Annotated in this window: 22 protein-coding genes; 14 read left to right on the top strand and 8 right to left on the bottom strand. The window is 40.8% G+C overall.

Going from position 1 to position 21869, the window contains the following annotated elements:
• The first annotated feature begins 196 nt into the window (after window positions 1–196).
• The 5 genes from D3H55_RS02840 (at window position 197) to D3H55_RS02820 (ending at window position 4956) form a co-directional block, all read left to right on the top strand.
• On the top strand, window positions 197–565 hold the full coding sequence (locus D3H55_RS02840; protein ID WP_119545385.1) for an IDEAL domain-containing protein: 369 nt from the start codon (window positions 197–199) through the stop codon (window positions 563–565).
• Window positions 566–789: 224 nt separating this feature from the next.
• Entirely contained in the window at window positions 790–1182 is a 393-nt protein-coding gene (locus D3H55_RS02835) for a DUF1259 domain-containing protein (protein WP_119545384.1), read from the top strand.
• 459 nt (window positions 1183–1641) lie between these two features.
• Window positions 1642–2808, top strand: a complete 1167-nt coding sequence (locus D3H55_RS02830; RefSeq protein WP_119545383.1) for an endonuclease — start codon at window positions 1642–1644, stop codon at window positions 2806–2808.
• Between the two features lie 487 nt (window positions 2809–3295).
• Window positions 3296–3670 (top strand): VOC family protein, encoded by a 375-nt coding sequence (locus tag D3H55_RS02825; protein WP_119545447.1) that lies wholly within the window; start codon window positions 3296–3298, stop codon window positions 3668–3670.
• A 335-nt stretch (window positions 3671–4005) separates the two neighbouring features.
• Complete coding sequence (locus D3H55_RS02820; RefSeq protein WP_119545382.1) at window positions 4006–4956, top strand: MBL fold metallo-hydrolase; 951 nt, start codon at window positions 4006–4008, stop codon at window positions 4954–4956.
• A gap of 79 nt (window positions 4957–5035) precedes the next feature.
• On the opposite strand, the gene D3H55_RS02815 is transcribed toward D3H55_RS02820, so the two are convergent.
• From D3H55_RS02815 to D3H55_RS02800, 4 genes are all read right to left on the bottom strand, one after another.
• Entirely contained in the window at window positions 5036–5482 is a 447-nt protein-coding gene (locus tag D3H55_RS02815) for a hypothetical protein (RefSeq protein ID WP_119545381.1), read from the bottom strand.
• Between the two features lie 301 nt (window positions 5483–5783).
• Window positions 5784–6701 carry an ABC transporter permease subunit gene (locus D3H55_RS02810; protein ID WP_119545380.1) on the bottom strand — a complete coding sequence of 306 codons (918 nt, stop codon included), beginning with the start codon at window positions 6699–6701 and terminating at the stop codon, window positions 5784–5786.
• Window positions 6682–7605, bottom strand: coding sequence for an ABC transporter permease subunit (locus tag D3H55_RS02805; protein WP_119545379.1), 924 nt, complete (start codon window positions 7603–7605; stop codon window positions 6682–6684). The genes D3H55_RS02810 and D3H55_RS02805 overlap by 20 nt, the downstream gene beginning before the upstream one ends.
• Before the next feature lie 371 nt (window positions 7606–7976).
• Complete coding sequence (locus D3H55_RS02800; protein WP_119545378.1) at window positions 7977–9617, bottom strand: peptide ABC transporter substrate-binding protein; 1641 nt, start codon at window positions 9615–9617, stop codon at window positions 7977–7979.
• 590 nt (window positions 9618–10207) lie between these two features.
• Here D3H55_RS02800 and D3H55_RS02795 point away from each other — a divergent pair.
• The 3 genes from D3H55_RS02795 to D3H55_RS02785 are packed head-to-tail and all read left to right on the top strand — an operon-like array spanning window position 10208 to window position 11604.
• Window positions 10208–10336 carry an FbpB family small basic protein gene (locus tag D3H55_RS02795; RefSeq protein WP_119545377.1) on the top strand — a complete coding sequence of 43 codons (129 nt, stop codon included), beginning with the start codon at window positions 10208–10210 and terminating at the stop codon, window positions 10334–10336.
• 19 nt (window positions 10337–10355) lie between these two features.
• On the top strand, window positions 10356–10742 hold the full coding sequence (locus tag D3H55_RS02790) for a sporulation protein (protein WP_119545376.1): 387 nt from the start codon (window positions 10356–10358) through the stop codon (window positions 10740–10742).
• Window positions 10743–10776: 34 nt separating this feature from the next.
• Window positions 10777–11604 carry a TerC family protein gene (locus D3H55_RS02785; RefSeq protein ID WP_119545375.1) on the top strand — a complete coding sequence of 276 codons (828 nt, stop codon included), beginning with the start codon at window positions 10777–10779 and terminating at the stop codon, window positions 11602–11604.
• A 178-nt stretch (window positions 11605–11782) separates the two neighbouring features.
• On the opposite strand, the gene D3H55_RS02780 is transcribed toward D3H55_RS02785, so the two are convergent.
• A complete protein-coding gene (locus tag D3H55_RS02780) occupies window positions 11783–12802 on the bottom strand; it encodes an NADP-dependent oxidoreductase (RefSeq protein ID WP_119545374.1) in 1020 nt (339 codons plus the stop codon).
• A gap of 382 nt (window positions 12803–13184) precedes the next feature.
• Between D3H55_RS02780 and D3H55_RS02770 the strand changes: the two genes are divergently transcribed.
• The gene (locus D3H55_RS02770; protein ID WP_119545372.1) at window positions 13185–13364 is read left to right on the top strand and encodes a hypothetical protein; all 180 of its coding nucleotides are present in this window, start codon (window positions 13185–13187) and stop codon (window positions 13362–13364) included.
• Between the two features lie 21 nt (window positions 13365–13385).
• On the opposite strand, the gene D3H55_RS02765 is transcribed toward D3H55_RS02770, so the two are convergent.
• Both D3H55_RS02765 and D3H55_RS02760 read right to left on the bottom strand, forming a co-directional pair.
• Window positions 13386–13874, bottom strand: coding sequence for a DinB family protein (locus D3H55_RS02765; RefSeq protein ID WP_119545371.1), 489 nt, complete (start codon window positions 13872–13874; stop codon window positions 13386–13388).
• A gap of 69 nt (window positions 13875–13943) precedes the next feature.
• Complete coding sequence (locus D3H55_RS02760) at window positions 13944–14528, bottom strand: HD domain-containing protein (RefSeq protein ID WP_119545370.1); 585 nt, start codon at window positions 14526–14528, stop codon at window positions 13944–13946.
• A gap of 356 nt (window positions 14529–14884) precedes the next feature.
• On the opposite strand from D3H55_RS02760, the gene D3H55_RS02755 reads away from it, so the two are divergent.
• The 3 genes from D3H55_RS02755 to D3H55_RS02745 all read left to right on the top strand — a co-directional run bounded on the left by D3H55_RS02755 (window position 14885) and on the right by D3H55_RS02745 (window position 18241).
• Window positions 14885–15589, top strand: coding sequence for a hypothetical protein (locus D3H55_RS02755; protein WP_119545369.1), 705 nt, complete (start codon window positions 14885–14887; stop codon window positions 15587–15589).
• Between the two features lie 288 nt (window positions 15590–15877).
• A complete protein-coding gene (locus D3H55_RS02750) occupies window positions 15878–17212 on the top strand; it encodes a Na+/H+ antiporter NhaC family protein (RefSeq protein ID WP_420808730.1) in 1335 nt (444 codons plus the stop codon).
• A gap of 174 nt (window positions 17213–17386) precedes the next feature.
• Window positions 17387–18241: an STAS domain-containing protein gene (locus tag D3H55_RS02745; protein ID WP_119545367.1), complete on the top strand. Its 855-nt coding sequence runs from the start codon at window positions 17387–17389 to the stop codon at window positions 18239–18241.
• A 208-nt stretch (window positions 18242–18449) separates the two neighbouring features.
• On the opposite strand, the gene D3H55_RS02740 is transcribed toward D3H55_RS02745, so the two are convergent.
• On the bottom strand, window positions 18450–19718 hold the full coding sequence (locus D3H55_RS02740; protein WP_119545446.1) for an MDR family MFS transporter: 1269 nt from the start codon (window positions 19716–19718) through the stop codon (window positions 18450–18452).
• A gap of 172 nt (window positions 19719–19890) precedes the next feature.
• Between D3H55_RS02740 and D3H55_RS02735 the strand changes: the two genes are divergently transcribed.
• Together D3H55_RS02735 and D3H55_RS02730 are read left to right on the top strand one after the other, a co-directional pair.
• Entirely contained in the window at window positions 19891–20289 is a 399-nt protein-coding gene (locus D3H55_RS02735; RefSeq protein WP_119545366.1) for a hypothetical protein, read from the top strand.
• An 82-nt stretch (window positions 20290–20371) separates the two neighbouring features.
• Window positions 20372–21508, top strand: a complete 1137-nt coding sequence (locus tag D3H55_RS02730; RefSeq protein ID WP_119545445.1) for an NAD(P)/FAD-dependent oxidoreductase — start codon at window positions 20372–20374, stop codon at window positions 21506–21508.
• Window positions 21509–21869 lie beyond the last annotated feature (361 nt).

The raw sequence follows: 21869 nt of genomic DNA, 5'->3' as shown, positions 1-21869 counted from the left end.
GCACTTAACAATCTTTATTGAAACTTTCATGCATAAAGTGAACCTTTTTGTTCATCAGTTTTTTTTCGTACCTCCAATTTTTGAACAGTGTTTTTTAAAATCATATGTTTGATTCCTTAGATTTAAGGATAATTAGCAATTAAGATAATAAATAAACTGAGGAATCACTTTCAAAAATAAAAGGCGGTGTAACGAAATGAATAATAGTAAACAGGAAAAAGTGAGTGTTGGCGATTGGGTACGTGGTTTTGCAAAAAATGGTGCGTTGATTCAAGGATACATGGAGAATATTGATCCGATTGATCCTTTATTCAAGATAAGGGTCGTTGATAGTGATGATAAAGACTTAATTGGTTTTTCTTTAAATATGGATGACAGTCTGATAGAAAAAGTTCCTGCAAGTCATACTCTTACAGAGCCGCAGATTCAATACTTAATCGATGTTGCCCTGGAAACAAAAGATAAAGAATGGTTCTATGAATTGACGAAAGCCCTGCAGCAATACAAACAGAATTATGCTCATAAAAACACCCCTGAATTTGCAGATTTCACAATGAAGCGTTAACTTTATCGGTAAAGAGGCCGCTATTTTCTTCAATATCATAGGCTCTTTTCGTAAACTTTGTTGCTTTTCAATATAAATTTCAAATATTATTAAGAGCTGTTTGTTCTTTTTCGAGAGAAAAACCTCTGAATACAGGGGGAAAATCCGGCACTTTGGATTTTTCCGAAAGCAACAATAGATGCGAAAACAGCCATATCAAAAAAAGGATTAAATGGAGGGATAGAGTGAAAGATTTAGAGGTTGTTGCGGACAAACTGAAAGAGCTGCTGGGAGCGGAAGGAGAAGCACAGGAAGAAATGGTTGCTTTGGAAATTCCCAGAGATATAGCCGTAATGGTACAGGGAAGGCCATTCAAAAGCGAAACAGCCATGGAAATCCATTTTGAAGGATTTCAAGAGGATGGCACAGCTTTGAATCATGCGGAAATAGTCCTTCTTCCGGAAGAAGTTCCAGACCTTACGATCGCTTTGGGGAAAAATGATATTCCGATTACCGCTCTGCATAATCATTGGCTGTTTGCAGAACCCGCAATCAAATACTTACATGTTCAGACAGTGGAAAAACCCGAGGCATTTGCCAAGAGACTTGCAGAAGCTTTTAAAGTCCTCAAGCATTAATCATGGAAGAAGAGCAGCTCCTCTAAGGGCTGCTCTTTATTATGTTTCTGTAAGCCTCGATGGTTGTTGAAAGGTTCCTGGAGATGGAAGGGATTTTTCCGCATATGTGCCTACATAAAAATCAGGAGTTATCCCATGGAGTTGTGGAAGGGTAATGTCTTTAGAGAGCAACGAGTTAGAAGGGAGCTTCTACAAGTAGACAAAAAATACCGGGAGTTTTGGCTGATTATTTTTCAATGCCCATTATAGTAAGCTATTATTAATCTTAATACATCATCTGTCTTCCTATGAAAGCATGGATACTCCTTTATACACCATGGCACCATCTTTTTGGGAGAGAAGCAGCACTTTTTATTCTTAACAGGAAACCTTCGTTGAAGTATTTTTCTCTTAAATGGCTAACGATTACAAAAAAGGGTTTGATATACTAACTGCAAGTACATAGAAAGGAAGAAAGGTATGAATTTTTATAAAAAAACAGCTTATTCCATCATTATTTTGCTGCTGTTATTGACAGGATGCGGCTCATCAAGTGATTTTTCCGGCACAAGTACAAATGGTTCACCTTTAGGAGTCGAAGAAGCTTTATCAAAAGATGAGGGAAAAGAAGTCGTTGTCCAAGGGTATGTGACCGGGCAGCCTGTATCCACCAGTAACGTAGCCATCGGGAATTTTTCAAATGATTATGCCCTGGCACTTGCAGATTCAGCTGACGAAAATAACAAAGAAAAAATGATCTTCATACAAATACCTGCAGAATTCCGTGAACAATACGGGCTTAAGAGCAATCCTGATTTAATGGAAAAGGGAGTAATTGTAACCGGAAAACGGGAAAGCTATTTTGCACATGCAGGAATAAAATCGGTCGATTCCCTAGAGTTGATACAGGAATCAGAGGAACCGGATGAGGAAGTCGAAGATCCTCCAGCTCCTCCTGAGATAAAGGACCCTTATTATGAGGAAGCTAGTGGCAAGACCGGGGTGGAACTGAAGAAAGCTTTGCATGAAATTATTGATGACCATAGAATGCTTACATATGCAGAAGTATGGACTGCATTAAGGGAAACCGATAAAGACCCGGATAATCCTGACAATGTCATTTTGTTATATACTGGCAGATCACAATCAAAGCTCCTTAACGGAGGCGGTGCTGATGATTGGAACCGCGAACATGTATGGGCGAAGTCTCATGGAGGATTTGGGACATCGAAAGGGGCGGGCACAGATTTGCATCATTTGCGGCCGACCGATACGACAGTGAATTCTTCCAGGAGCAACCTTGACTTTGATAATGGAGGTTCCCCTCATAAGGAAGCGAAAGGCAACTTCTATGATAATGATTCATGGGAACCCAGGGATGAGGTCAAAGGTGACGTAGCCCGCATGTTATTTTATATGGCGGTAAGGTATGAAGGGGACAGCGGAGAACTCGACTTGGAGTTGAATGACCGGGTTGAAAATGGTTCAAATCCTCTCCATGGAAAAAGTTCGGTACTAATCGACTGGCATTTGAAGGATCCAGTTGATGAGAATGAAAGAAGAAGAAACGAGATCATATTTGAAAAATATCAAGGAAACCGCAATCCATTCATCGATCATCCGGAATGGGCCCAAATGATCTGGTGACTAAATAAAAAGTTATATTAAGGAGTGCCGAATCATACTGATTTCAGCATTCCTTTTTTTTACTTGAGGATGAAAAGAAGTTAGGACAGCGGATGAAAGAAACAAAAATTTCTGAAATCTGCTTGACCAATTGTGTGTTATAAGGTTTATGATATATATATACCAAAAAATAGAAAGAGAAGAAAATCATAGAAGTTTTCGTACCCTTTGCTGCTATTAATGTAAGCTTCATTTGATATCCTGGTATATCGTTGTAAACCCCGGTTAGCAGGAAAGAAAAGAGCTGCCCGTTCTTTTTCGAGAGTAAGACTTTTGAATACAAGGGAAAAATTCAGCTTTTATGATTTACAGGGCAGCTCTCTTTACCATAACTCCTGCTCAGGTGTGGTGGAGGAAGATGAATATCCTGACTAAACCAGTAAGAGAAGTGCTGCAGGTTATCGATTCGGAAATCCAAAAAAATTTCACATTAAAGGAGAGTTTAACAATGACCAAATCTTTCATTGAGAATGTACACTATATCAGAATTCCGGTAAGAGATGTAAATCAGTCCGCTGAATGGTATAGAGATGTTTTAGGACTTCAGCTGTTAACAATCACAGAAGATCCCTTTGCGATCTTAAAGATAAACGAAGGGCCATTTTTACTTGCTTTGGTGCCGACTCCAGATGATACTTTTGCCCATTTTACTATCGATAATGAGCCGGCATTCAGCATAGGCTTTACAAGCCCTGAATTAACCGCATTTCACAGGCATTTAGTGGATAATGGTGTAAAAGTGGAGGCGGTCAAGGAAGATAATGGCCATTCTTATTTCTGTTTTTATGATCTGGACGGCAATAAACTTCAGGTGCATTGGTAGGCTCCAGGAGGTAAAAGAGTTTTCCCTTGCGAATATTAAAAAGGGAGGAACCCATTGAAGGCATCGTAAAATTGATTAGCTGAAGTGAAATGTATACCCCGATAACAGAGATTAACTGCTGGCCACTTTTGGGCACCCTGACGGAAGCTGGCTGAGTAAATAGTGTTCTTTCTGACAACAAAAGAAGTGCAGCCTATGGTAATGCCGATAGCGATTCACTTTTTATACATGTTGGTCAAGGCTGGTTTGCGAAGTGTCGTATAGGCTTCTGCCAATCATCAAAGATGAAAGGTAACAAAGAAATCAAATTGCCTTGGAGAGGAAAGGATTGAAGCTTGCAAAAATTAGTAGAGGAAACCGACTATTTCATTTTATATTCTTTAGCTGAAGGTGTTTACGCTGCAATATCGAAACCCGGTCAAGGTGCTTGGAGCAACGCTGGGATTGTAGACCTCGGGGAAGAATTGGTGGTCTTCGATTCAATGAGCACTCCTTCTGCTGGCCGCGATTTAAAGACATGCGCTGAAAAGATCACCGGAAAAAAAGTAAAGTACCTGGTAAACAGCCATTATCACGGTGACCATGTTTTTGGAAATCAAGCTTTTTATGATTCTACGCTCATATCTACTTCAGTCACAAGATATTTAATACAAAAAAAGAACATTATAGATGATGTCTCAAAAGAAAAACAAGAAATGGAAGATTATTTAGATGCGTTAAAGGTTAAAATTCAAACTCTTGATGAAAGTTCAATAAAGTCCAGCTTGGAAAATCAGTATAATGAGATGTCTAAAGTACTTGAAGATTTGCCTCATTTGAAGGTTGTTCTGCCTGAAGTGCATTTTGAAGACATATTGATTCTGGAAGGTACAAAAAGAAGAGCAGAGCTCCACTGTAACGGAGGGGGACATACACCGAGCGACACATTTATGTATTTGCCTTTGGACAACATTGTCTTTATGAGTGATCTAGTTGCAGAAGGGCTGCATTTACCTCTTTATAATCCCGAAGACTTTAAAAGCATTTTAGAAAAAGTGAAACAACTGGATATAGATACTTTGATTCCCGGGCACGGTGAAATAGGAGGGAAAGATAAGCTTCATACCTTTGCTGATTACGTGTCCATGATAAGCGATCGGTCTCAGGAAGCAGTGAGAAATAAAGTGCCGCTGGATTTGTTTATTTCAAGCTTCAAAACACCCGAAGAATTTTCGAAATGGGAAGGGACGAAAGGAATTAAGGGCAATCTTACAACAGCGTATACTTTTTATGCTGATGACAATTGAAATGAAAATCCACAAAAAACGGCCAGCGGTTCTGCCTCTGGCCGTTTGCTTATGTGTAATGATGAAAGCAAGAAGGGTATCAAGATTCCCTCCACGTTCTAAGTTCGCCTTTCCGCCTTGTTAATTCCATATTGCCGATCACTTCACTGCCGCATTTTTCCTCGAAAGTCAGCAGCAATTCATCCCAGGATTTTGAAAATGGAAGGAAAGGAACCGGGCAAACTTTTGAAAAGGGTCCTTTTTTGGCGATTACTTCCATAATAGGAGATCCGCTCATTTTCCCTTTTCTGATTTGATGGACATATTCGAAATCTATTCTATGTCGGGTCATTCCGATGACTTTTAAAATAAATTGTTTCTCGGTAATGATGATCCGCTGGCTTCTTATGGCTGAATATATCAATAGACAAACAACGATAAAAAGGAGGCTTTGAAACAAGAAAGCAGTCCACTGCTCCAATGTTTCGCCAAGAGTATAGCTCAGAATGCTTCCGCCGGCCAAAAGAAGAAAATAAACAGCTGCCATTATCCTTAAAACCCCTCTGGTTTCAGGAAAATATACTTTTACTACCCGCAAATCAGTCACACCTTTTTAAGTGAAATATCCGAGGCTCCTGTAGTATGTTAAAAGCTGTTGGTCTGGACGGATACAATCATCCCGGAAATATCGGAATGGAAAAAGGTATCTATTGTACCATTCACCTAATATTCAACTGGTAAACATTTAGGAGGAATTTCACCGTTTGATGTTAACATAATATAATTAAAGTAAAGAAAAGTCTATATCAAATATTTCCTGTTCATGACGAATACAGAGAGGAAGGACTCTACAAACTAATCTTTTTTCTGTGGGCAACCGGATGATAAGGAGTGCTTAAGATACTTCCCTTTCTGCTAAGGTAATCGCCTTCCAGGATGTTACGTATTCCGGTTGTCATTAATGTCAAAGACATAATAAGCAAAGCAAACAGCAGTACAGGAAAGAATATGATCCAGGGGGACACCATCAACTCAAAGTAATTACTGCCAATGAAATGTGTCCAGCCTGGAATGAAAAATCCAATTATCGAGACATGCATCATCAAGGTGAGAACGGCAATCATTTGTCCGCTGAAAATGAATAAGAATTTCCCTCTTACGGCGGGTAAGATATGTTTTTGAAGGATATGGCGCTTATTTCCTCCTAAAACCCTGGCGCTGTCGATATATTCATTATGAAGGGCAAGATTAGTTTCTTTTCCTATCAATTGCATCAGTGAAGGAATCCCAATGGCAATGAGAGTCCAGGCAATGAAGTTCCACCTGAAGTTGGGATGTTCCATGAAGAAATCAAAATTCATAAAGTTCAAACCATACAGCAATAGAAAGGCAAGCAAAGTAGCGGGAACAAAGTGAAAACCTTCAATAAAAAGGTCCATCCACTTCAGCCATCTGTACTGGAGCCCATATAAAAAACCAAAAACCAGAGATATCAGCATTCTTCCGAAAGTGATGAAGAGGGCCAGCTTAATAGTGGGTATAGTCTGGCTTAGAACATTATCAAAAAGATCCAATCCGCCTTTAGATGTGCCAAAAGGGTGCTCAAATGAGGGGGATTCAGGTTTGTTTGAAAAATACTCCTCTTTTGTAATGTTTTGCGAATCCTCCATGAAAAACTGTGTATTGATTACACTGATGGACAGGATCATGACAAGTATGAAAAGTCCGGTTGAGAAATTGAGATTTTTAAACAGCAGTTTGATCATAATAGGTCACACCTTTCGGAAGAAGCAATTTGATAACCAGGAACAAAAGCGCTAAAGGAAGAGTCAATAATATGACACCGACTGTAATGATTTCATAGCTGGGATGATTAGTGATGAACTGAAGAAGGCCATAAATGTTATACATATATTCCAGAATGATCATATGGGAAATCAGTAAAAGGTACATGAATTTTAAGTTATAGAAAAAGGATAAAAGGACATTTGGAAATACATGTTTAATCAGTATATAAAACTTTCCCAACCCTTTGGCAGCACCTAATTCAACATATGGTTTCCCTAATTCATTTTGATACATAAACAATGTGTTTTTGTATAAATAAATCATCGGTATGAGCGATAGTGTCAGGATTGGAAGGAAGTAAATCTTCTGGCCCGAAACCGCATACGGTTCTGTTACAAGAAGGTCCGTATGCTTAAAAACCCAGACAGCCCCGAGCTGAAGGGAAAAAACAACAAATACGTCTGGCAATGATTCTAATATAAGTGAAATTTGTCCAATTGCTTTCTGTATGAAAGACGGAAGATATAAGGTTACGATTGTAAGGGTAACAGCGAATAACAGGGAAATCAAAAGGGAAACAAATAAAAGAGTTAAGGAGTAGGTGTATGATTCAAGGATGTAGGGGAATATCTTTCGCTTTACATCTGTCCCTTGTGCGATATAGCTAATATCATTCCAATGAAGGAGCTTAATCAAAGTCGATTTGATTTGCACAAAGAATTCTGCAGGGAAGAAACCAAATTCCTTCTCCATTTGCATGAAAGGCTTGTCCTCTGGAACAGGTGTATCTCTAAAAATAAGTGCCGGCAAATGGCATATAGAAACGACACTCGCCGTCAAGGCTGCTAAACTGGCCATGAAATGAATAAATTTCCTTGCCATTCAATCCCTCCTCCTAAAATGGAAAACTAATCCTTTTCTATGTTACTAAAGAAGGGAAAGCCTCTCAATGATTTTTTGGAATTTACCAAAAATTTTCTAGGAGATTGAGTTGAAGATGAGCTGTTTCCGAGTACAAAACAAAAAAGTAGTTTTCGTATATATAGTAGCTTTCGGAAAAATCCCAAGTGCCGGGTTTTTCTCCTGTATTCAAAGGTTTTACTTTCAAAAGAGAACAAGCAGCTCTTTTCTTTCCTGCTCACCGGGGTTTTTACGTCGATTTACAAGGATATCATTTGAGATTTATATTGAATAGCAACAAAGTTTACGAAAAGAGCCAACAAAAAAGAGACCGAATCCGGTCTCTTTTTTGTTTATTCGATGTAAGTCCACTTGTAAGAGTAGTCCGCACCAAATGAATGGCGGTAAAGGTCTTTAACATACTCTCTCTGCACATAAGCAGAACCATCCTGGAACATTGGGCTGATAGCTTGTTCCTCCATAAGGATTTGTTCAGCTTTCAGAAGAGCTTCCCAGCGTTTCTCCGGATCCTCAAGCAATGTGCTTTGAGCATCCTGGATTAGCTTGTCATATTCTTCATTAGAGAATCCGGTCTGGTTATATGAGCTTCCTGTTACAAACATATCAAGGAATGTCATCGGATCTGGATAGTCAGGTCCCCATCCGGCATAAGAGAAGTCATAATTACCCTTCTGTTCAACTTCAAGCTTTTGCTTGAAAGGCTGCTGTGAAATCGTGATTTTCAGGCCTTCAAGATTCGCTTCAAGCTGTTCTTTCAGGTATTCACCGACTTTACGGGAATTTTCACTGTCATAGTTCAACAGCTCAAGGGATGCAGTTTCAATCCCAAGTTCTTCTTTGGCGGTTTTCCAAAGCTCAGCTGCTTTTTCAGGTGCATACTCACCAAGCTGCCCGTTTGTATCACGGAAGTCTTTGCCATCAGGTCCAGTTACGAAATCGTCTGGAACAAGATAGTAAGCAGCAATGGAACCGTCATTCAGAAGGACTTGTACCAGACCTTCCTTATCCCATGCCATGTCAAATGCTTTACGGGCATTTTTGTTAGCAAGAACTTCGTTTTTCTGATTTAAACGAAGGAAGAAAGTTGAAGTACGCAGCCTAGTATTGAAGTTAGGATCATCCTTGTAGGAATCAACATACTGCTCAGATAGTACTGCTACATCTGTTTCCTGTGTTTCATAAAGGTTAACACGAGTTGACGTGTCTTTTACAATGTTGAAATTGATTTCTTTAAGTTTTACAACATCTGATTCCCAATAGTCTTTATTCTTTTTCATTTGGAAGCTCTGTTCATGTTTCCAATCGGATAACACGAAAGGTCCATTGTAAATTGCAGTGTTTGCTTCAAGGCCATATTGATCGCCTTGTTCTTCAACAAATGCTTGGTTTTGAGGAAGGAATGTAGCAAAAGTCAACAGGGATTTGAAGTAAGGCACAATCGTTTCTAATTCGATTTGAAGTGTCTTATCATCAATTGCTGTGATGCCGGCTTCATCCACAGGAACTTCACCATTATTTACTTTTTCAGCATTTTTGATATCAAACATGATATATGCATACTCAGATGCATTGTCAGGATCTAATGCTTTTTTCCAAGCGTACTCAAAATCGTGCGCAGTTACAGGGTCACCATTGGACCATTTTGCATCACGGATTTTGAATGTGTATGTTTTTCCATCTTCTGAAACTTCAGGCTCTTCAGCAGCCATACCTAGAACCGGCTCATCATCTTCGCCTAAACGATAGAGTCCTTCAAAGACGTTATTCATCACATTGAATGAAACAGAGTCTGTTCCAAGTGTTGAATCCAATGAAGGGATTTCAGAACTTTCCAGCAAGTTCAAAACCTGCTCATCTTTGCCGCCATCTGTGCCGGCGGTATTGTTGTCGCTGTCATTACCGCCGCCGCATGCAGTTAAGAAAGCACTTAACACAAGCAGGACAGACAGTAATATCAATGATTGTTTCTTCATGTAAACGCAACCACCTATCTGTATGAGTTTATGTATCCCCTTTCGAGGGACCAATTTCCATATTAATCATAAATCTTTTCAATTGCAACAATTAAGACTTATATCAAAATAGTGATAGTATTGCTAAAAGTGTTAATAAATATAATATTTTGAAGATTAACACAGCGTATTTTGATATATTTAAATAACTTTTTTTGTTTCTTTCTCCTTAAGAAGTGTCTCACGCAACCAGACAATTTATGCATGAATATCTTGCAGGGAGCTTATTGATACTGCTATATCATAAACTAGGGAATGCTTACTATCAGCCCTTTTTATACAAAACAATTGACAGACTTTTAGGAATGTTATATTCTGAATTTATACAGTTGAATAGTTTCTCCTTAAAGGGGAGTAGCTTTTACAGCAAAGTCGTCATTTCAGAGTGAAAACTCTCGGCTTTGTTGGCAGCGTCTACGTTGTTAGCAAGACCTTTACCGTGCTGGTACAGGTCTTTATTTTGTTTTCAAAGCCTTTACCACATTGCTGGTAAAGGCTTTTTTTGTCTGCAAAAGCCCTGGATTAAATGATTTCCGAAAGGAGTGAGCCCTGTGAAAAGAGGTCAATTGAGCATTTACGAGTTAGTGAAAAGAAATAAAGAAGAGATGTTGAGGGATAAAGAATTCATCAATAAGATTGAAGTGAAAATAGAAGAAAACCATTTGAAAAAAACAAAATAAATTAGTGGAGGTCAATGAGTTGATCCTAAGAAAATATATGTCGATGATCGGCATCGGGTCTGCCAAAATAGATTTGCAATTACCGGAAAAGAGTTATCAAGCGGGTGAGACAGTCAGAGGGTTATTCCATATTAAAGGAGGAACGATTGAACAGAAGCTAAACAGGATAGATTGTGATTTGGTCAGGATTGATAAACTTCTGAAAAAAGAGCAGGTAATCGGTACAGCAACTGTCCTTACATCCACAATCATCGAAGCTGAAGAACAATCCCTAAGGAATTTCATCTTTCAACTTCCGGAAGATCTGCAGTGTTCATCTGAAACCGTTTTGTACCAATTCAAAACAAGACTGACATTCAGTGAAGGAGTGGAGAGCAGGGACCAGGATTTCATCACGGTTCTGTAAATGTCACCAAAATTGATTAAGGAGGAATTACACGATGGATTGGGCGTTAATAATGGAATATTTATGGGTGCTGCTGTTATTGATTGGGATTGAAGGCCTGCTTGCTGCAGATAATGCTTTGGTACTCGCCATAATGGTTAAACATCTTCCTGAGGAGGAAAGAAAGAAGGCATTGTTCTACGGATTGGCAGGGGCATTTGTATTCCGTTTTGGTTCATTGTTTGCCATCAGTTTCCTAGTGGACGTTTGGCAGGTGCAGGCGATAGGGGCTCTTTATCTTCTGTTTATTGCGGTGAATCATATATTCAGGAAGCTTGCTGCAAAAAAATATGGACGCGGAGAGGCAGCTATAAATGGGGATAAAAAGGCTTCCGGATTTTGGGGTACTGTCTTTAAGGTTGAGTTAGCAGATATCGCCTTTGCCATAGATTCAATTTTGGCAGCCGTCGCACTGGCTGTAGTTTTGCCGGACACACCACTTCCACAGATTGGCGGGCTTGATGGCGGAAAGTTCCTTGTGATTTTTGCCGGGGGACTGATTGGATTGATCATTATGAGATTTGCAGCCGGCTTTTTTGTAAAGCTGTTACAAAAGAAGCCTGGACTTGAAATTGCTGCTTTCATGATTGTTGGCTGGGTTGGTGTGAAACTTGCTGTATATACCTTATCGCACCCTGCGCTTGGTGTATTGTCCGAGAGCTTTGCAAAGTCCCCTGAATGGAAGATCACTTTCTATGCAGTACTGCTTCTGATCGCAGGCGGGGGATGGTTCTTTTCAAAAGAAAAAGGGGAGCAGGATCCTGAGAGTTTAAATAGGGTGCCGCACGAAGGCTCCTTGGAAAGAGAAGCGGTGAAAAAATAGATTGGGATAACCACTGAAGGCTCATTTGAACTAATAACCGGTGCAAAAAGGGTCTCAAGTAAGCCTCATTAATCAATTGTATAAGCAGAAAATCAAAAAGGGATTCCATATAAAAAGGACCAGTACCCCTGCTGAAAAGGGGATACTGGTTCTATGATAGATTGGGTACCGCAGATTTTTATTCTTCTTCACTCACTTTAACAAGTTGCTTTCCGAGATTACTTCCATCAAACAATCCAAGGAAAGCATCAGGGACATTTTCAAAGCCTTCGGTAATGGTTTCTTCATAAGTAAGTTTTCCTTCTGACACCCATTTACCCAGCTGTGATGCCCCTTCTTTGAAACGGTCTGCATAATCATTGACAACATACCCTTTCATAAGGGCGCTCGATTTAATCAGATTTGTTTGGACACGGTGGCCGATATCCGCTTCAGTATTATTGTAAGCTGAAATGGCGCCGCATACAGGGACACGTGCAAATTTATTAAGAAGGCTGAGGGCGGCATCGCCAATTTCTCCTCCCACATTTTCAAAGTAAATGTCAATTCCATTTGGGCATGCCTCTTTTAGCGCTTCCCGGATATTACCGCTTTTTCTGTAATTAATTGCTTTGTCAAATCCGAGTTTCCCAGTCAAGTATTCAACTTTTTCATCGGAACCGGCAATCCCGACAACATAAGCCCCTTTGATTTTCGCTATTTGACCTGCTGCTGAACCTACTGCACCAGCAGCTCCAGATATCACAACCGTTTCACCTTCTTTAGGCTTGCCTATATCCAGCAATCCGAAATAAGCGGTCAGTCCAGTCATTCCCAGGATGCTTAAATAAGATGACAGCGGGGCAATAGATGGGTCGACCTTGCGCACTTCTTTTTCATTTACGATCGAATACTCCTGCCACGGAAGCATCCCTATGACAAAATCACCCTCTGTAAACAGGCTTGAATTGGATTTCACGACTTTAGATACAACGCCTCCTTCGATTGGTTCCCCGACTTTGAACGGTTCTACATACGATTTGGCGGCTGACATCCTGCCCCTCATATAAGGGTCCACTGATAAGTAAACGGTTTTCAGCAGTACCTGTTTATCTTCCGGCTCTGAAACAGGAATCTCATCATATTGAAAATCTTTCTTTTCAGGTTTTCCGTGTGGTCGCGAAGCCAGCTTGATTTGCTTTTGTAATTCAGGCGGCATGTGAATTCCTCCTTATTTTTTCTTCTCATTCCTAAAGGTATCATAATGCCGGGTGGTACGGAAAAGTAACGCTCACAACAAGGTGAAATGAACCGAAAGGAGGAGTCAGGTCGTTTAATGCAGAAACAGATATGGCTGAAACACAAAAGATTCTTGAGGAGGATCTTGCTAAAGAGACGGGAGTGGCGCTTAATAGTCCCTTACACTTTTAGTATTCAAGCACCAGATTTTACTATCAATCAGGGTTACTGGGTTTGGGGACAATCGAGGGCTTTCCCAAAGACAGAAAACATTTTCGCCTGCAAAAGCGGCTCGAACGGAAAAGCGAATTCGAATGGATTCATGACAATTGCACATCCTATGTTAAGCAGGAGGTGAAAATATGTCGAATCACAAACAACAAAGAGATAGTATCACGGATAATATCAAAGATGGTGCGGGTGCGGTCTTCCATGCAGCTCATAAAGGATTGGAAGCTACAGAAAAAATTGCGATGGGAACCGTGGATACAACTTCGAATGCGGTTAAGAACTTGACGGGGAATGAAAATGAAACAAAATAAAAAACGCCTGTCCGGCGTTTTTTATTTTGTTTCTGAAAGTGTCAAGTACTGCTTGATTTGTTTCATATGGTGTTGGTCATGATCGATGAATTCAGTCATCAGGTAGTTCAGGGTGTAAACAGATCCTGAATTGGGACAGTGAGTCAGGCCATTTACGGTGATGGGGTGTTGGAGAAACTTTTCATGCCTCGCCAATTCATCTATCAGTTGATTTCTTGCCTTTAGGGACAAGGTAAGCAGTTCTGTGAAATTAACAGTAGCTGCATAGGCTTCTGATTGAGCGTTATACTCATCATGATCGGGAAATGTGACAGCTTCATTTATAACCCCTTTAGGAAAAATCGTTTGTGTTAGATGGATATCCCACCTGTACAAATGGCAGATGATCTGTTTGATCGACCATTTTCCTTCCATTCTGGGATTGTCAGCGATATCTGAGTGAATCGTTCGTAAATTTTCAAGAAACTCACAATATTTTCTTAAACCTTCTATAACTTGCCGATTATCCATCTTTTCTACCCCCTTTAATACTTTATCGCTTTAAAGCGGCCGGGGACTGTCCCCGGCTGCTTTAAAGTGCTAAAGTGATTTCAGCCAGCCCATTTCAATCCCTTTTTCTACCCAAGCTTCAATTTGTGCATAAATAGAAGGCGAGATGTCTTTTATCCAGCTATTGCGGTCGAGTACCTGTTGTGAGTGAATTCCGTGTTCTTTCCAGGAGACCCCTGAGGTGGCTATATTAAGCATTAACGGCTGAATGTGGTCGATTATATGAGCAAATACCGCTTCGGGGGAGGTTCTATCCTCAAACTCATCCCAAGTTTGTCGGAAATCCTCGCCAGTCCTGGCAGGAAGCATGCCGAATAATCTGTCGGCTGCCTTCCGCTCTCTATTCTGTTTATCTTGATAGCCTTGCAAATCGAAAGCATATGTATCTCCTGCATCTATTTCTACAATGTCATGCAGCAGGAGCATCTTCACGCTTTTTTGTACGTTCACATTCTCCTTGTGCTCATAGGTTTCCCACAAAGTCATCGCCATCATGGACACATGCCATGAGTGTTCTGCTGTATTTTCATTCCTGCTTCCATCGGAGATATACGTTCTCCTGGAAATTTGCTTTAACTGATCAATTTCCAATAAAAAATTCAATGATTGTTTCATTTACGCTGCTCCTTCACCTTAACTGATCATATGGAAATTTTATCATAAACAGAAACTGCTTGTCATAATGGTTAATCCATTGGATTTTAAATCATACTAGAAAAGAGAATCCGCAATAAGGAAAAACGATTCATCTGAATCTAAGAAAAGTGCTGTTCTCCTGTTATAATGAAGAATTTTTAACGCCAGGAGAAATCCAAGTGAAAACAGCCATATGGAATTGGAACCTTTTATTGGAGGAAATTGAATATAATTTCCGGGTTAAGCACTCTGGGGATTACGCTTTTTAAAGACCTGTGAAGCATTATTGCTTTAAACGGAGCTAATAAAGCGATGGATAGAAAGGAAGGGAATAAATGAATTTAGAATGGTTTGACAGAGTAAGCGGAGAACTGCAGGACCACCTGGAATCCATTTGTGAGAAATATGATCAAATCGGCCAAATGAATATTGATCGAGGGTCTAAACACCCAAGAATTGAATTCTACGTGGAAACGGAAGATCAGGAAAGAGACTTCTTCTGCACCCTGTTATTTGATCCGTATAACGAGGAATTCTATATGGAATCATATGACATTGATTATGGCCAATCCCTGAAGATCATACTTCCGGATATAGAGGATATTGTGGATGCCGTCCATGAAAGCCTTCATGATTATCTAAATATGGAGGAAGTGGATTTTTATGATGATACAGATGAATATGACGATCATATCGATTACATTGTAGATGATGAAGGACCGGTTCATTATGTCGTCGATGACTATGATTATGAGGAATATGGGGATGAGGATCATATCCTGGAAGAAATCGATGTAGCTTGGGAGACACCTGAAGTCACGGCATTCCTTCACGGTGATGAGGTAGAGGTGACCTACCAGTTTGGCATTATCACTGAAACGGGGGATGGTGTCCTGAGGAGGGTGAACAGACTCAGGGCAGAGGACGGGGAATTGATTAAAGATGAGTCCCATTTTATATTCAGCAAAGAAGAAGCAAACACCATCATTGCCATGATTGCCAGCCATAGTGATAAGCTGAGTGAATTCTCATTTGATTGATTACCGAACCGCTGCACTTAAGCGGTTTTTTTTTTTTTTTTTCTAAGGCTATTTTAGTAAACTTTGCTGCTATTCAAAATAAAATTCAATTATCATCTTGGTAAATCCCCACAAAAACTCCGGTAAACAGGAAAGAAAAGAGCTGCTCTTCCATTTCTAAGATTTATATCAGGAAATACAAAGGGAAAATCCGGCACTTGGAATTTTCAGAAATCAACAATATATATACCAAAATTCTAAAAAGAATTGCAAAAATATAGTAGAATGGTCTAAAAGTTTGTTAAGGAGATGGAGCTTTTGGGAGAAAGGCAGTTTTCAATCCGCCAAGTCCTCGGGATAATAGCTGTTACGTTGGCAGGGGTTTTACTATCAGTTTGGGTGGATATCCCTTTATTCTATGGATTTTTGCCGGGATACTTAGTGTTGGTAACGTCTGTAATGAATAAAGGGGGAAAGCGGGCGGATGTGTTAAGTCTTTCCTGGCAGGGCGTCAAGAAGACAAGCGGGGTCATTTATATTTTGCTGCTTGTAAGCTTTCTTCTTCCTTCCTGGTATATTTCCGGAGTCATTGACCAGCTTGTCTCTATTTCTTTGCTGTTGATCACTCCAGAGCATTTTTTTCTTTTGTCATTTTTTACTTCTCTTATATTTTCAATGGTTCTTGGAACATCTGTGGGAACTTTAAGCTCGATCGGAATACCTATAATGAGCAGTGCCCTTGCATTGGATCTTCCAGCTTCAATGACAGCCGGGGCATTGATATCGGGTGCATTCGTGGGGGATAGGACGTCACCTTTTTCCAGTTCGCATCAGCTTCTTTCACATACCGTGGAAGTTCCCGCAGGGGAGCAATTTCTTAAGTTTCTGCCTACAACAATCACTGCAATTGTGTTCTGTACGGTATTTTATATTTTGATGGATATGAAACAGCAATATGGAATGACGATCTATTCGAATGCTCCTCTTCAATGGGAAGATATATCATTCATCAGGTTCATTCCGCCGGCCATTCTAATTGTTTTTGTCACTCTCCGAATCAAAATTTTGTATGCTTTCATGTGCAGTGTATTGTCAGCAGTTATCATTGCCTTAGCGGCTGGAGCAGAAGCCGGGGAGGTTATAAGCTCACTATGGAATGGGGCAGAAGGGGCCGGGGGAGGTCTTTCTAACATGTATTTCCTATTGCTTTTTCTAGCATTGGCAGGTGCATTCAATGGGGTGCTGGAAGGATACAGAGTCATTCAGCCGCTCCTGGACCGGTGGCTGAGCCATTCCACGAACCTTTTCATCGATTCTGTCAAAACCATCCTGGCTACAATGGTCATTTCTTTGATATCGGCAAATCAGACACTGCCTATCATCCTGACCGGCCGCTCTTTTATTGAGCATTGGAATGAAAAGTATACAAAGCGGGAGCTTGCAAGGGTTATGGGTGATTCGACAATGCTGTTTCCAGGGATGATCCCTTGGAGTGTCCTGGCAATCATGTGCAGTACTATATTAGGAGTACCGATCATTTCTTATCTTCCTTTTGCAGTTTTCTTGTGGATACTTCCGATGCTCACACTGCTTCTATCATTTTACAAGTCTGTGTTCGCAAAGGTTGTTGCACTTGAGAATTAATTGGTTTCACCAGGGGACACTAACTTGATCTCTCTTCCCAAAACCAAAACGCAACCTAAATATTGTTCAACTCCCAGTGTGTTGAAAATGGAGTCACAGAGAGCATTATTTGTATCTTTTTCAAGGGCAATAGGGTACTATAATGTTGTATATCCTTATGGAGGGAGCAAGAATATGCGTCTGAATCAGCAATTACATGAATTTTTCCTTAATAATACAAGAGAAATGAGTGAAGAATGGTATCAATCAATCGATAAAACCATTACTTCAGGAGTCTATACGACAACTGACCAGGACAGTATCGATCTATTGAGAGAACAGAATCATGAATTTTATGTTCATATGGCCAATCTTTTTGTCGAAGAAAAAGATGTTTTCTTTGATAAGTTCAATAAATGGATACATAAAATCGCAAACGATAGTGCGCATATCGATACTCCTATTCACAATGTGATTCGTGAATTCTTAAGAGTGAGAGATCAGTATTTTTCTTATATCACCCGATTTGCAAGGGAAATAGATGAAGAAGTTGACCAGCAGAGAATCGACCGTTGGAAAGGGCAGATTCAGAATGTAATCGATTATGTTGTCCTTCAGTTTGTAGAAGGTACACATAATGCTTCTTTAAAGCAGCTGAAGGCGCAGCAGGAAATGATCAACGAGCTGAGCTCACCGGTGATTTCCATCAGTTCTGACACTGCACTTCTTCCACTGGTGGGAGATATTGATACGGCAAGGGCTAAAGTGATTCTTGAAAACACCCTGCAGGAATGTACGGATAAAGGGGTGGACCGCCTGTTTATTGATTTATCCGGAGTAGTCATCATCGATACAATGGTAGCGCATGAGATTTTTCAATTGATCGACGCATTAAGCCTGATTGGCGTAAGTGCGACCCTTTCAGGCATTCGTCCTGAAATAGCTGTAACAGCTGTTCAGCTTGGCATACCGCTTGACAGGATTTCCATTGAATCCACGTTATCGAATTCCATCGCCAAAAGTGTCGGATCGTTATCGAATAAAAAATAAAAAAACAACCCTTGAATCATATCAATTGATCCAAGGGTTGTTTTTATTCAAGTGCCAATTTAGCTGTTTCAGGTTCCCGCTTGATTCTTGGTCTTAAGAGGCATTTTGAGCCACCCAAATCAGTTTCCCCCATACATTTTGTCTTTACCGTCGAAATCGAGACTATGATTAAGATTTTCTTTTTACCTGCTGTGCCTGGTACTTCATCTCAGAAGGTTTTTTCCTGCTCGGGGATTACAGAAGAAGGGGCAGAGGTTCTTGATGCCATTTTATCGATGAGGACATAGACGAGCCCTGCTGCCATACAGCCAATTCCCAGCATGGTGAACATTACATTGCCAAGCGAACGGTCCAGCAGGTATCCCGAAACGAGGGGTCCGATGGCGCCGCCCAAAATCCATTGCAGGCCAGAGGCACCCATATATGTACCGCGCAGATGTTCAGGTGCAATGTTTGATATGAATGTCATCTGTACAGGGCTGATCAGCATTTCGCCAAGTGTATAAACGCCATATACTGCCAAAAGGATAATCATCATCGTCAAGTATTCACTTTTTTGCGTGTAGAACATATAAGGAAACCATGCAATGGCAATTTGGCCAAGTCCAAACAAAAATGCTCCCAGAAGCATGACTGAACCGATTTTCTTTCTGCCTGCCCAGCTTGAAATCGGAAATTGAAATAATACGACCAATAAACCATTGAAAGCCATCAGGAAAGGGAATGGATTTTTCTCAGAAGGAATGTGCTTCAATTCATTATCAAAGTGAAGTGGGAGCATCCCTTCGGTTTGTGAAAAACTCATGGAAATCACCACTCCTGTCAGTACAAAAACCAGCAGGAGCTTATCCTTGAACAGAACCTGCAGCGGTGAAGGAAGGTTTTCCTTTTCCTGCTCATCCTGAATGAGGGAGTCTTTCCGTTCCCGTTTTGGAAGGCTTTCATAAATAAATAACGCCACTATTAGCGAATAAATAAAAACAGAACCTGCTGCAATCAGGAAAATCACCGATTTTGAAAATACGATGATGGACGCGCCAATCAACGGACCAACGGCTGCACCGACGTTATGGCCGAGCCGCAAAAGTCCAAATGCTTCTGTCCTTTTATCCGGTGCTGTTACATCTGCGACCATGGCCGATGCTGCTGGATGGAAAAGGGAATTGAAGAACCCCATGAAGGCAGAAAGAAAGATGAAAGCAATAAAGGTATCAAAGAATACAAACCCAAGCATGACTATGCTGTTCCCGAACATCGAAATCACCATGATCGGCTTTCGGCCATATACATCGGCCAATTTACCGCCAAGCATCGTTCCCACCACTGAAGCAATCGGTGCTACTGCCATTACGACCCCTACCAGCCATAGGGAATCCACCTTGTCTTTAAGATAAAGGGCAAAGAAAGGCATGAGCATCATGAAAGCAATGCCGTTGATGGCTTCTCCTGTAAAACGGATCCATACATTTCGATCCATATGTTTCAATTGTCTGAACGAATTCAATTTTTTCACCTACTTTTTATATGACTCCATGATTTATAATAACCGAAAAATAGCTCTATTGGATATTTTTTGAATAATCTTTTAATATCGGGACTCCCTGCAGTTTCTTCCGTATATTGTAGTAAGAACGGAGGTGAAAATAGTCATGGCCAAGTACTTTATTTGCTTTGCGCTGTATACCTTCTATTGGATTGGCACAAGCACTTTAGGAAATGCGCTGAGGGAGTATGGGATGAATACATTTAAATTATTTCCTTATACAGTCTGCTTTGTAACTGTGCAATTTTTAGTCGGGGGGATGCTGCTGGTTGTTCCCTCTTTTATGGAACTCAACACTCAACCGGGAAAATGGAAGTTCGATTATAAAAAATTTGCAGGTGCCGGTATTCCTGCATGGTATCTCGGTTTTCATTCACTTTTCTATTTCATTGCCCCTTCCATTACAATCCCTTCCTTCTTCCATATCAGCATTTCCCTTCAGGAACCGATGCTGCTTTTCTTGGGTTTTATATTCCTATCCAGTTTTTATAAAGAATCTGAATGAATCTCCGCCCTTTTTTGGTTTGAGAATACTCGCCTCGTTTAGTACAATCGACGAATAGAGATTCTGGAGAGTGGTGTTCAAATTGAAGAAAATTATTGTAGTTGGCGCGGGGGTCCTAGGGGCTTCTGCTGCTTATCACCTGGCAAAAGAAGGTGTGGAAGTATTGATTGCAGATCGGCACCATCCCGGGCAGGCAACGGATGCAGCTGCCGGCATTGTATGTCCCTGGATCTCGCAGCGCCGTAATAAAGCATGGTACCGTTTAGTAAAAGGCGGCGCACGTTATTATCCTTCCCTTATTGAACGACTGAAGGAAGAGGGTGAGGCAGATACCGGATATAAGCAAGTGGGTGCCCTCAGCCTTCATACCGATGAAGACAAACTGAAAAAAATGAAAGAACGCACAATAAAGAGGCGGGAAGATGCCCCGGAAATCGGCGATATCAAAATCCTGTCCAACGAGGAGACCCGCAAACTTATTCCCATATTATCCAAGGAGTATGGTTCAGTGTATATCAGCGGGGGAGCCCGGGTGGATGGAAGAGCTCTGAGGGATGCTTTATTAAGTGCGGCAATTAAGAATGGCGCGCGGATGATCATAGGTGGAGGTTCCCTGCTTACTGAAAGTGGTAAGGTTGTCGGCATAGAGATTCAAGGGGAAAACTTTTTTGCAGATGAAGTAGTAGTAACTGGAGGAGCATGGGCTGCCGAACTGATTGATCCACTGGGGGTTGAATTTCAAGTTTCTTTCCAAAAGGCTCAGATCCTCCACCTGCACCTTGAAGGAATGAATACTGATCAATGGCCGGTTGTCATGCCGCCAACCAATCAGTATCTATTGAGCTTCGAGGGAGGGCGTCTGGTGGCAGGTGCCACCCATGAGGATAATACAGGTTTCGATGTTCGTCCCACTGCTGGTGGGCTCCATGAGATTCTTGATAAAGCCATCGATATTGCTCCAGGCATTATTAATAGTACTATTTTGGAAACAAGGGTCGGATTCCGGCCATATACACCGGGTTTTTTGCCCGTGATCGGAAGGCTTCCGGGATATGAGGGCCTATTGCTTGCAAACGGCCTGGGAGCGTCCGGCCTGACCAGCGGGCCTTACCTTGGAGCCGAGCTGGCAAGTCTGGCACTCGGAAAACCCACAGAATTGGACTTGGATGATTATCCCGTTTCAGGAGCTGTAATGAATAGGAACAAGGACCTGTCTTGAAGGAACGATTCTGGAGGGCATTCAGAGTCCGGTAATTCAATTAAATTGTTTTCGCATATATTGTTGCTTTTCGGTAAAATCCCAGGTGCCGGATTTTTCCCCTGTATTCAGAGGTTTTCTCTCGAAAAAGAACGAGCAGCTCTTTTCTTTCCAGCTCACAGGGGTTGTTACGGCGATTTACCAGGATATTAGTTGAAATTTATATTGAATAGCAATAAAGTTTACGAAAAGAGCCTCTTAATTAAAGCCTGGTTCCATGTTATGCAAACAGTAATTTACGAAAAATCAGCCTTCATAAGGAAACTCTGAATTGAAAGAAGAATGCAGATGGAAATAATACTACAAATTCCACACATAAAAA

Origin of the sequence: Bacillus salacetis, assembly GCF_003581585.1 — a bacterium.
Classification (GTDB): Bacteria; Bacillota; Bacilli; order Bacillales; family Bacillaceae_B; genus Rossellomorea; species Rossellomorea salacetis.
This window is presented reverse-complemented; position numbering and strand designations above follow the sequence as displayed.